This is a genomic window from Paenibacillus pseudetheri, from assembly GCF_924513355.1.
GTDB classification, from domain to species: Bacteria; Bacillota; Bacilli; order Paenibacillales; family Paenibacillaceae; genus Paenibacillus_AQ; species Paenibacillus_AQ pseudetheri.
On sequence record NZ_CAKMAB010000058.1, the window covers coordinates 22,004 to 33,755 of the forward strand.

8 protein-coding genes and 1 rRNA gene are annotated in these 11,752 nt (G+C 45.6%); 8 read left to right on the forward strand and 1 reads right to left on the reverse strand.

Annotation, left to right across the window (positions count from 1 at the left end; translation table 11 throughout):
• Positions 1-53: 53 nt before the first annotated feature.
• The 7 genes from pcrB (at position 54) to L1028_RS28845 (ending at position 9,972) form a co-directional block, all read left to right on the forward strand.
• On the forward strand, positions 54-773 hold the full coding sequence (gene pcrB / locus L1028_RS28815; protein WP_423803103.1) for a heptaprenylglyceryl phosphate synthase: 720 nt from the start codon (positions 54-56) through the stop codon (positions 771-773).
• A 160-nt stretch (positions 774-933) separates the two neighbouring features.
• A complete protein-coding gene (gene pcrA, locus L1028_RS28820; RefSeq protein ID WP_234541495.1) occupies positions 934-3,273 on the forward strand; it encodes a DNA helicase PcrA in 2,340 nt (779 codons plus the stop codon).
• A 77-nt stretch (positions 3,274-3,350) separates the two neighbouring features.
• Positions 3,351-5,363, forward strand: a complete 2,013-nt coding sequence (gene ligA, locus L1028_RS28825; RefSeq protein WP_234541499.1) for an NAD-dependent DNA ligase LigA — start codon at positions 3,351-3,353, stop codon at positions 5,361-5,363.
• A 201-nt stretch (positions 5,364-5,564) separates the two neighbouring features.
• Complete coding sequence (locus L1028_RS28830; RefSeq protein ID WP_234541501.1) at positions 5,565-6,272, forward strand: response regulator transcription factor; 708 nt, start codon at positions 5,565-5,567, stop codon at positions 6,270-6,272.
• Positions 6,273-6,291: 19 nt separating this feature from the next.
• Complete coding sequence (locus L1028_RS28835) at positions 6,292-7,404, forward strand: sensor histidine kinase (protein WP_234541503.1); 1,113 nt, start codon at positions 6,292-6,294, stop codon at positions 7,402-7,404.
• A gap of 64 nt (positions 7,405-7,468) precedes the next feature.
• Entirely contained in the window at positions 7,469-8,068 is a 600-nt protein-coding gene (locus L1028_RS28840) for a hypothetical protein (RefSeq protein ID WP_234541505.1), read from the forward strand.
• Positions 8,065-9,972, forward strand: coding sequence for a transglycosylase domain-containing protein (locus tag L1028_RS28845; RefSeq protein WP_234541508.1), 1,908 nt, complete (start codon positions 8,065-8,067; stop codon positions 9,970-9,972). The genes L1028_RS28840 and L1028_RS28845 overlap by 4 nt, the downstream gene beginning before the upstream one ends.
• A gap of 22 nt (positions 9,973-9,994) precedes the next feature.
• Here L1028_RS28845 and L1028_RS28850 read toward each other — a convergent pair whose 3' ends face one another.
• Positions 9,995-11,251 carry an MFS transporter gene (locus L1028_RS28850; RefSeq protein ID WP_234541513.1) on the reverse strand — a complete coding sequence of 419 codons (1,257 nt, stop codon included), beginning with the start codon at positions 11,249-11,251 and terminating at the stop codon, positions 9,995-9,997.
• 413 nt (positions 11,252-11,664) lie between these two features.
• Here L1028_RS28850 and L1028_RS28855 point away from each other — a divergent pair.
• Positions 11,665-11,752, forward strand: a 16S ribosomal RNA gene (locus L1028_RS28855); the annotation flags it as partial.

Sequence of the window (11,752 nt, forward strand, 5' to 3'; positions counted from 1 at the left end):
GCGGTGGCAGGAGTGTCTTTGTCTTGCCCAAATGACTATTAAGGATGATTCTCATGAATTCAGTGCAGCAAATGATCAAACCTTGGCGGCATGTGTTTAAGCTAGACCCTGACCGGATGATTTCGGATGAGGATTTGGAGGCCGTTTGCTTATCTGGCACGGATGCCATACTGATAGGGGGCTCTACAGGAGTAACCTATGAGAATACAGTGGAGCTCTTATCAAGAGTGAGGCATTTTGAGTTACCCTGTGCACTCGAGGTATCCGAACTTGAAGCTGCTGTGCCCGGATTTGACCTTTATATGATTCCTATGGTGCTTAATACTCCTGATCCAGCCTGGATTGTAGGCCATCATCGCCGAGCTATTGAACGCTATGGATTTATGATTCCATGGGATTCGCTTCTAACGGAAGGTTATATTGTGCTGAATAGTGACTCTTCCGTTGCACGGATTACAGGGGCTGAGACGGCCATTGATGCTGAAGAAGCGGCTGCTTATGCTCAGGTTGCGGACAGGCTGATGTCACTGCCGATTGTTTATCTTGAATACAGCGGTAGGTTCGGGGATATGGAGACTGTGCGGACAGTACGCGAAATGGTGGATCACGCCCAACTTTTTTATGGTGGGGGCATTACTTGTGAGGCGGAAGCCGAGCAGGCAGCAGCTCTATGTGATACAGTAGTGGTCGGCAATATTATTTATAGTGATGTACAGCAGGCACTGCTAACAGTTGCGGCTGTAAAAAAGACAGTACAAGAGAAATTCGATTAAAATATAAGAAAGTATAAGTTTCACGTTATACATTATCCTTATATTTTTCGCATAAACACTTACCGTCCTTTTAAGGACGCCAAAGGCGTTTATGCTTAGTGGTTATTTTTAGGACTACTTATGATTGGTGATTTTATATTTAGAAAGGAGCATGTTACACATGCAACTTATTAGCATACAAGACGCGGTAAGTCGACTGAACCCTCCTCAGAGACAGGCTGTCGAAACTACCGAAGGTCCACTTCTCATTATGGCTGGTGCGGGCAGTGGGAAGACGAGAGTGTTGACTCACAGAATTGCCTGGCTGATTGCCAATCGAAAGGCGCCGCCTTGGGCGATTTTGGCGATTACGTTTACGAATAAAGCCGCGCGGGAAATGCAGGAACGTGTATCTAAGCTTGTCGGACCTGAGGGAAGAGATATCTGGGTATCCACCTTTCACTCTATGTGTGTTCGGATTTTGCGGAAGGATATCGAGCGGATTGGTTTTACCTCCAACTTCTCCATTCTGGACTCTACAGATCAGTTATCCGTAATACGTAACTGTATGAAGGAACTGAATATTGATACAAAGAAATTCGAACCAAAAGCTGTGCAGGCCATCATTAGCGCATCCAAGAATGAGCTGATCACTCCGGCGCAGTATGAGCAGAAGGTTGGCGATTATTTTGAAGGCTTAGTTGCAAAGGTATATAAGATGTATCAAAGGCGTCTAAGAAGCAATAACTCGCTTGATTTTGATGATTTGATTATGAAGACTATTGAACTGTTTAAGGAAGTTCCCGAGGTACTTGATTTCTACCAAAAGAAATTCAAATACATCCACGTGGATGAGTATCAGGATACGAACAGAGCGCAGTATATGTTGTGCCGTATGCTCGCTGATAGCCACCACCGGATTTGTGTGGTAGGGGATAGTGACCAGTCGATTTATCGCTGGCGCGGAGCGGATATTACGAACATTCTTAATTTTGAAGAGGACTATCCAGAAGCGAAAACCATTCTTCTAGAGCAGAACTACCGTTCAACTGCTAATATCCTGAATGCAGCCAATGGTGTGATCGCACTCAATAGTGGACGTAAGCCGAAGAAGCTGTGGACCGATTCCGAGGAAGGCCCCAAGATTAAGGTGTACCGGGCGGACTCCGAGCATGATGAAGGTTACTTTGTAACCGGAGAAATCAGCAAAAATGTGAAACAGGGTCAAGCCTACCAGAATCATGCGATACTGTATCGTACGAATGCCCAGTCACGGGTAATCGAGGAAATTCTAATTAAATCTGATATTCCGTATCAAATCGTAGGCGGGATTAAGTTCTATGATCGTAAAGAAATCAAGGATCTGCTCGCGTATTTACGCCTGTTATCTAACCCAGATGATGATATCAGCCTGACGCGTATTATTAATGTACCTAAGCGGGGATTAGGGGATACAACGGTTGGTAAGCTGGCAGCTGCGGCTGGTGAACGTGGTGTTTCTATTTTTCGCGTACTGCAAACTGTTGATGATTTGGGCTTTGCCGGACGGACGCGGAATATGCTAGTAGAGTTCTACGATATGATTGAGGCTCTGCACCGTATGGTGGAGTTCCTGTCCGTAACTGAACTGACGGAAAAAATACTAGAGATGTCGCAGTACCGTTTGGAGCTGCAAAATGAAAACACACTCGAATCTCGCTCACGCTTAGAGAACATCGATGAGTTCCTGTCAGTGACGATGGAGTTTGAAAAGAATAACGAGGACAAGTCGCTTGTCTCCTTCCTCACGGATCTTGCACTTATTGCAGATATTGATAGTGTGAATGATGATGAAGAGGACCGTAGTGACGCTGTAGTCCTGATGACGATGCATAGCGCCAAAGGTCTGGAGTTTCCAACGGTATTTATCGTCGGGATGGAAGAAGGCGTGTTCCCGCACAGCCGAGCCTTCCAAGACAACGATGAGCTCGAAGAGGAACGCCGGCTTGCGTATGTAGGGATCACCCGGGCCGAGAAACAGCTGTTTCTCTCTTGCGCGCGGATGCGTACGCTCTTTGGGCGAACGACGGCAAATCAGCCGTCCCGCTTCATTGAAGAGATTCCGGAGGAGTTGAAGGAAGATACCGCGAAGACACAGGACCGCTTCCAACGCGGAGGCTCGGAGGTAGGCGGTGCTTACGGCGGACGCGGCTTCAGTGGCGGCAGTCGTGGGAACTTCGGCGGCCGAGGTGGAGCCGCTGGTGCGGCGCCGATTGGCAGCGGAAGTACGGCGTCAGCAGCGACAAGCAAGAGTAGCGTGACCGTAACCTCCGGAGGCGCTCAGCGCGCTACTGGAGCAGGGGCTGCAGCTGCTGGCGATTACAAAGCGGGTGATAAGGTTTCGCACGGCAAATGGGGCACTGGCACGGTTGTAGCTGTGAAGGGCACCGGAAATGATACGGAGCTGCAGATTGCTTTTCCGGCACCAGTGGGTGTGAAACGACTGCTTGCAGGGTTTGCACCGATTACCAGGGTGGAATAATAGTAGGAACGATTAACGAACGGATATTTAGACCACGCTAACCATTAGGAAACTTATTGACGGAGGGATGTACCTGCATGGATGCTATGCATGTGATGGAAGAGCTTGTTGCGGAGTTAAATAACTATAATTACCATTATTACACGCTGGATGCTCCGCTAGTCAGCGATAAGGAATACGATGTTTTATACGACAAGCTTGTAGCACTGGAGGCTGAGAGTGGCTTCGTACTACCGGATTCACCTACACAACGTGTAGGTGGAGAGCTGCTTAAGGGCTTCACGCCGCATCGGCATCTGGCTCCGCTTTGGAGTCTTGATAAAGCACAGAATATTGAACAGCTGCGGAGCTGGAATGCTCGGGTACTTCGCTTAGTGAATGAGTACAATCTTAAGAATCCAGACAACCCTCTTCCTGCTCCTTGTTATGCAGTAGAGCTGAAGTTCGACGGCTTAACGCTGAATCTAACCTATCGAAATGGCGTTCTTGAACAGGCATCGACGCGTGGTAATGGGGCCATTGGGGAAGGAATACTTGCTCAGGTAAAGACCATCAAGTCTGTTCCGTTAACGATTCCTTTTAAAGAAGGGGTCATTGAAGTACAGGGCGAAGGGATTATGAATCTATCTGTGCTCGCTGATTATAATACCCGGGCTGCAGAGCCACTTAAGAATGCGCGTAATGCGGCGGCAGGTGCGCTGCGCAATCTAAATCCGAAGACCACTGCGGAACGTCGTTTGAACGCTTATTTCTATAATGTGGGCTTTGCAGAAGATGTAGAATTCGCCGATCATCAGGAGATGATGGATTTTCTACGGAATAACAAATTCAAAGTAAATCCTTATCTGACTTATTGTAATGATTTCGATGATGTGACCGAACAGCTTGCTGGAATCGAGGAGAGTCGTTCAACTCTTGATTACCTCATTGATGGAGCCGTGATCAAGGTGACGGATTTCCGTATTCGTGAAGTTCTTGGTTACACTGACAAGTTCCCTCGCTGGGCAGTGGCTTATAAATTTGAAGCTGAAGAAACAACGACCGTGCTTGAGTCCGTTAGCTGGAATGTAGGACGTACAGGTAAAGTGACTCCGCTGGCTCGTGTTGAAGCCGTAGAGCTTGCTGGAGTTACCGTACAGAATTGCACATTAAATAATGTGGGCGATATTGAGCGCAAAAACTTGAAATTCGCCTTAGGCTCACGAGTGTTTATTCGGCGTTCTAATGATGTTATCCCGGAAATTCTCGGCAAGGTAACAGAAGAGAATGACGGAGGAGAAATTATTTTCCCTGAGGATTGCCCGGCGTGCGGATTTCCGCTAGAAATGCGTGGTGCGCATCTTTTCTGTAATAATAAGCTGAACTGTAGACCGCAAATTATTAGTCGGATCACTCATTTCGCTTCGCGTGATGCGATGGATATTGAGACGTTTAGTGAGAAGACAGCAGGTCAGCTCTACGACGAGCTTAATGTTCATGACTCTGCGGATCTGTATGAATTGTCCTTTGAGCAGCTTGTACAGCTGAACCGTTTCGGGGAGAAAAAAGCACAGAATTTGTTGCAAGCATTCGAGGATAGCAAAGGGCGCGATCTCGCTTCATTCCTCTTTGCGTTAGGAATCCCTAATACAGGTAAAGCAACAACTAAGATGCTGGCTGATCATTTCCGCGATCTGGATGCTGTGATGCAGGCTAAAGCGGAAGAACTTGCCGAGTTGCCAGACATTGGCGGGATTGTCGCCGAGAGTATTGTTAACTTCTTCGCAGATCCTATAGTTGTGGCGAATGTTGCTCGGTTGCGGGCGCTTGGGGTTGAAGCAAAAGCTCCTGAGGCCCCACGTCCTGTTAGCACGGATTCCTTCTTTAGCGGAAAAACGGTAGTGTTGACCGGTTCATTACAAAAGCTTACACGTGACGAAGCCGCCGAACGTCTGGAAGCACTCGGAGCGAAGGTGTCTGGAAGTGTATCTAAGAAGACGGATTTGGTTATTGCCGGCGAGAAGGCAGGTAGTAAACTGGCCAAAGCACAGCAGCTGGGCATTCAGGTCATTGAGGATGAGGATGAGCTGATTCGACTGCTGGAGATGTAAGCATATTTTCACTAAATTCTAAAAGGGTACCAGTTCCATTTCGTTTAAGCACGAGTGGAGCGGTTACCCTTTTTTGCGTAACCTACTTATTGTCGTTCGGTTTTAAGTGCATGTTTCTATTTTCGAGGAAAATCATTCGATGGATCTGCTAATATAGAAGCTATAGATAATTATTACTATATTTGAAAGGAAACCCCTCCTGTGAAGAGAGAAACGATTTTGTTAGTAGATGATGAGAAGGAAATTGTAGAGCTGTTATCGATATACCTCTGTAATGAGGGCTATCGCCTGCTTAAAGCTTATGATGGGATGGAGGCACTGGCGTGTCTGCAAAAGGAAGAAGTAGATCTGATTATTCTTGATGTCATGATGCCTAAGATGGATGGGCTAGTAGCATGTATGAAGATCCGTGAAGAGCGGAAGATGCCAATTATCATCCTTTCAGCCAAAAATACGGATATGGACAAAATCTCAGGACTTAGCATAGGAGCGGACGACTACGTGGGCAAGCCGTTTAATCCTTTGGAGATTGTGGCACGAGTTAAGTCACAGCTGCGTCGTTATCACGCTTTCAATAAAGATAGTAATAGCCTAGGGAATGACAGCAAACTGAGCTTTGAAGATTTAACTATAGATACGTCTAAGCATGAGGTACATATAGACCAGCAGAAGATTAAGCTGACCCCCCGGGAATTTTCTATTTTGGAGCTTTTGGCAAGGCACCAAGGTCAAGTGCTCAGCTTGGAGCAGATATACGATAAGGTGTGGAACGAACCATTTTTAGATGGGGGTAATACTGTTATGGTACATATTCGTAACCTCCGCGATAAAATCGAAGTGGATTCTAAGCGCCCCCGTTATATACAAACCGTCTGGGGAGTTGGCTATAAATTAGATGGACCTTCCTGAAAGGATTAGGTGAGGCTTCTTGAATTCAAAATATATAACTACGATTCGTTGGAAGTTTATATACGCCTTTTTGCTTAGTGTGCTTTCCGGTGGATTACTGCTGTTTGCAGGTTACCAGCTCGTTAATTTCATGATCTATCTGAATCCAGTGTCAGAGTCGGCTCCCTATTCACGTATCTTACGATGGATCATTAATCATATTGGCTCTATGCCACTGCTGACAGCAGCTGGTATTATCAGCTTTTTGCTGTTCTTTTTTATCTATACTCGTAAAGTAGTACTGTATCTGGAGGAGATCACCAAAGGGATTCGGGAAATCACAAGCTCCGGGATGTCGCACCGAATTGAAGTCAGAACCACAGACGAGCTGGGAGTGCTGGCTGAGAATATTAATGAAATGGCTGAGCGTCTGCAGCACTCTGTGGAAGAGGAACGTAAAGCTGTGAATGCAAAAAATGACTTGATCACGGGTGTCTCCCACGATTTAAGAACCCCCCTTACCTCTGTCCTCGGTTTTCTGGAATATATCGAGCAAGATCGATGCCAGGAAGAAGTAGAAATACGATATTACGTGAACATAGCCTATAACAAATCCCTTGTGCTGCGTAAACTGATCGACGATCTTTTTGAATATACACGCGTGAATAGTGGAGAATACCCTCTGGTTATGGAGCGATTAGATTTAAAAGCATTTATACGGCAGTTAGCGGAGGAGTCAGTTCCCGAACTAACAAAGGCTGAAATGACCTATGAGATCGATGACCAGGCTGGTGAGTTGTGGATAGAGGCTTCCCCTAAAGAATTAGTTCGTGCTTATGAAAATTTGATTACGAACGCGATCCGTTATGGTAGAAGCGGCGGGAAAGTGGAGATTGGTTTCAGTAAAAAGGGAAATGAAGCGGTTGTCCGCATTAGCAATTTTGGAGAAATGATTGCAGAGAGCGATATTCCGTTTATTTTTGAACGATTCTATCGGGCAGAGAAGTCTCGTTCACAGCATACAGGCGGTTCAGGCCTAGGTCTTGCCATTTCCAAAAGTATCATCGAACGCCACAATGGCGTTATTTATGTAGAAAGCTCCCCTATTCGGACGGATTTTATCACCTATTTCCCATTCTTCATAGAATCTTAAGAAAACTCTTGGCGGGTTCTTAAGATTTGGAAGATATCGTTGTGAGCACAAGGAGGGAATGACTATGCACAAACTTCGGACGGTTCGCATCCATTATCTTTATATTTTTATAGGGAGTGCTCTTTTGAGTGCTGCCTTTCTTTTTGTTGTCCAGCGGGGTGTTGCTTTGCTATATGCTCATTATTCGGGGCAATCAGGCGTCTTTTTTGTTCGTCTTATTCATTGGATCATTAATCATATTGGAAAAATCCCCTGTGCCATTATTTTATTTGTTCTACTTTTCAGTGGGTTGTTTATTCTCCGTTCACAGAAAATCGCCGATGATTTGTACGCGGTATTGGCTGGGACCTCAGAGTTGGCAGACAAGGGAGTAACAAAAGAAATCAAGGTCCTTTCTGGAGGAGAATTGGGCCGAATCGCCGCTAACCTGAATCGCATGCAAAGAATTGAAGTTCCAAATAGAGGCGTAGCAACAGAAACGATGCAGGACACACCAGCTGTAGCTTTATTGATAAGAACTCGGGCCATTCTCCGTGCTCTCCGTGAGGTAGAAGAGGCTGACAATGCGGATGATGGGATGGAAGCTCAAGCACTTCTTGAAGCAGCGAGTGTTGAAGCCCGTAGTATGGAGCGGTTCCTAGAGAACCTGATTATAGAATCATGAGTGCCATTATCGAAAAAAAACAACATGCAGCCCATTCAGATAAGGATGGCGGATGGATCGTGCGTACCCGTATACTCCGTCTGGGGTATTTATTATTTGATGGGAGTGTCATTGGAATAATAATAGCGCTCGTGGGTTTGCTTTACGTATTTCAATACGGCGGGCAAGTGGTTAAGCAGCAAGAGGATAAACTTCAGCTGCCGGAATCGAGCATCATTAAGACCTCGGATGGGACGACATTACGAATGATCCCTTTACCGGGCTCGGGGTATAGACATTCAGCGGAGCTGGAGGAGATGCCTGCATTACTGATAAATACGTTTTTAGCGGTGGAGGACCGGCGCTTTTATAGCCACCAGGGATTAGATTATAAAGGGATTTCTCGCGCTTTTCTAAATAATATTGTGGATATGGATCTCTCCGAGGGCGGGAGTAGTATTACTCAGCAGCTAGCTCGCAATCTTTATTTGAACAGGAACAAGAATGTCATACGTAAGCTAAACGAAGCATCCATTGCTCTTGCATTGGAGAGGCAGTTATCAAAACAAGAGATTCTAGGGCTTTACCTCAATCAGATTTATATGGGAAGAGGACAATATGGCGTAAAAGCAGCTGCGGAGCGTTACTTCGGCGTATCAGATTTAATAAAACTAGAAATATGGCAAATCGCCACCCTGGCGGGAATCCCTAAAGGACCGTCTATTTATAATCCGGTAGACAATAGTACATTATCCAAAACAAGAAGGAATCTCGTTCTACAGATCATGCTAGATCAAGGACTGATCACTAATGAACAAATGATTGAGGCTAGAGATAAACAGTATCACCCTCCCGCTGCAAATAAAGAAGAAGTCATTGGAGTGCATTATGTGGATGCTACGCTTAAGGAAGCGGCTCAGATCACCGGGAAGTCTGTGGAAGAGCTTCGAACGGGCGGTTACACTATCGTTACAGGGTTGAACAGTAAAGCACAGCAGGCGCTTGAGCAGGCCTTTCTTAAGGGTTCTTCTTTCCCGCCCGACGGAAAAGATCAGCGGGTGGAAGCAGCAATGACCATAATGGATCATCGTACAGGTGAAGTAGTGGCACTGATTGGTGGGCGCGAACAAAATGAGGGGAGCTTGAACAGGGCTACAATTGATGCGCGGCAGCCAGGCTCCAGCTTCAAGCCGATCATTGATTATGGACCCGCGCTAGAGAGCGGAAAATATAGCCCGAATAGCATACTGTCTGATCGTAAATACGCTTATGGAAACTATGTACCTGAGAATTTGAATGGAATGTACCAAGGTCAGATCACAATGAATACAGCATTACAAAAATCCATAAATGCCCCAGCTGTTTGGCTTTTGAAGCAGGTTGGAATCTCTTCTGCGCGGCAATTCGCAGCCAAATTAGGAATTGTACTGACGGAGGAGGACAATCATTTATCGATAGCTTTGGGAGGGCTTCATAACGGCGTATCTCCACTTAAAATGACACAAGCCTACAGCGTCTTTGCCAATGGCGGTAAATTCAATGAGGCTCATATGGTTCGCACGATAATGGATTCCAAGGGAAAAGTCGTGTACACACATCCCTCTGAATCACGACAGGTAATATCGCAGCGAACTGCAGACGCGATGACAACTATGCTTCGTAATGTGGTCAATGAAGGAACAGGAAAAAAAGCACAAATGAACAGACCCGTAGCGGGGAAAACCGGAACGACCCAATTGGACCTTCCAGGTGTGAGCAAGAAAGCTAATCGGGATCTATGGTTTGTTGGTTATACTTCGGAATGGACAGCTGCAGTGTGGATGGGGTTTGATCGCACAAATAAGGATAATTATATGACAGAGGGCAGCGGGAAGGCTGCCGCTCTATTTTCTACAGTAATGAGTAAGGCGTTAAGTGGCTATTGATGTTTATTGGTATTATTGAATTTTATTGAGCGGCCCATTCTTCAAGCTTCTCATCTCGAGGGAGCAGGAGGGCAAGGAAACCAAGAAGAGGGAGGAAGCCACAAGCTATAAACACTTTTGAAATACCAATGCTGTCAATCAGATTGCCGAGTACTAATGAGCCGATTCCTCCGAGCCCAAAAGCAAGACCAGTGATTAACCCTGAAACTGTTCCGATATTGCCTGGATAAAGCATCTGAGCATAGATTACAGTAACAGAGAAGCTGGACAAAAGGATGAAGCCGCCAATCAGTAGGAGTATAGCTGCCCACATTTGGTTCACGAAGGGTAGAGCCAATGCGAAGGGCACTGTTCCGACCATAGAGAGAAGAATGAGATTACGCCGTCCGAAGCGGTCAGCTAGTGGGCCTCCAAAGAATGTACCGACAGCTCCAGCTGCCAGATACATAAAAATATAGATTTGCGCCTTATCAAGCGTCATTTGGTATTTGTCCATTAGGTAGAAAGCGTAGTAACTGCCGATAGAAGCGCCGTACCAAGATCTAACAAAGACTAGGAACACTAGAATGATTGTTGCCGTTCGAATACTTTTGCGGCGGGCAGGATCGATTGCACGAGCTGTTGATTTCTTATGAAACGTATATCCCGCATCCAGCATCTCCCGATACCAGCGAGCGACATAGGTCTGTACGGCAATTCCGGCAGCCGCAACGATAGTGAAGCCAAGAGCCCCGATCTGCCCAAAGGGGATGAATATCCATTTCGTGAGCATTGGTCCTAAAGATTGTCCAGCGTTGCCGCCGACTTGAAAAATAGATTGCGAAAGACCTTTCCGCTGACCGGCAGCCATATGAGCAACACGCATGCCTTCCGGATGAAAGGTAGCAGATCCGAAGCCAATTAGCATGACGGAAAACAATACAAGGATATAGTTGTTGGCATAAGCCAATAAAAGTACGCCTAGAAATGTGCTACACATACCCAGTGGTAACAATATAGGACGAGGCTTACGATCAGCCGCATACCCAATGACTGGTTGGATAACGGAGGACGTCATGTTTAGGGCAAAGGAGATCCACCCGATCTGAGCAAAGGAGAGCATTAAGTTATCTTTGAGAATAGGGAAGATTGCAGGGATGACTGCCTGAATAGAATCGTTAAATAAATGAACAAAGCTGACTGCCAGCAAAATTTTATAGATTGTTGCTTGCTGCAGATTACGCTGCCCCTTGTCCTTGGTGTTTGTTTGGTTTGCAGCAGTAGATATATTGTTTTTCATTTAGGCTCCTCTCTGTACTTATCATTAGAAGTTAATATATGGGATTGCGATAGATTCTATTTAGCCATAGTTTAAGGATTATTGGAATCAATTTGTGTTGGTTTGTGTTAGTTTGAAAGTATTTATTCGTAGATTATTTTTATTTCAAAAAAAGCTTGCAAACATAAGAACGGCATGGTATATTATCTCTTGTGCTTATGACGCATCGAACAAATGAAACACAAACGATGAATAAATAAGTTGACAAGAAATACGACAACATGATATACTATAATTCCTGTGCAAGAGACATTGAATGTCGAAATGCTAGGAGCAAGTTCTTTGAAAACTGAACAAATGGAACGCGTTAATTTTTAAAAGATTCATTTAATGAATCGTCAGTTTCAAAATGAGCATATCGCTCTTTTCAATACTAATTGGAGAGTTTGATCCTGGCTCAGGACGAACGCTGGCGGCGTGCCTAATACATGCAAGTCGAGCGGAGTTACTTTGAAAGCTTGC

Bases quoted from the DNA above. Each gene is read 5' to 3' on its own strand.
- L1028_RS28850 (WP_234541513.1), bottom strand. From the start codon at position 11,251: ATGAAAAACAATATATCTACTGCTGCAAACCAAACAAACACCAAGGAC.
- L1028_RS28840 (WP_234541505.1), top strand. From the start codon at position 7,469: ATGCACAAACTTCGGACGGTTCGCATCCATTATCTTTATATTTTTATA.
- L1028_RS28845 (WP_234541508.1), top strand. From the start codon at position 8,065: ATGAGTGCCATTATCGAAAAAAAACAACATGCAGCCCATTCAGATAAG.
- pcrA (WP_234541495.1), top strand. From the start codon at position 934: ATGCAACTTATTAGCATACAAGACGCGGTAAGTCGACTGAACCCTCCT.
- ligA (WP_234541499.1), top strand. From the start codon at position 3,351: ATGGATGCTATGCATGTGATGGAAGAGCTTGTTGCGGAGTTAAATAAC.
- pcrB (WP_423803103.1), top strand. From the start codon at position 54: ATGAATTCAGTGCAGCAAATGATCAAACCTTGGCGGCATGTGTTTAAG.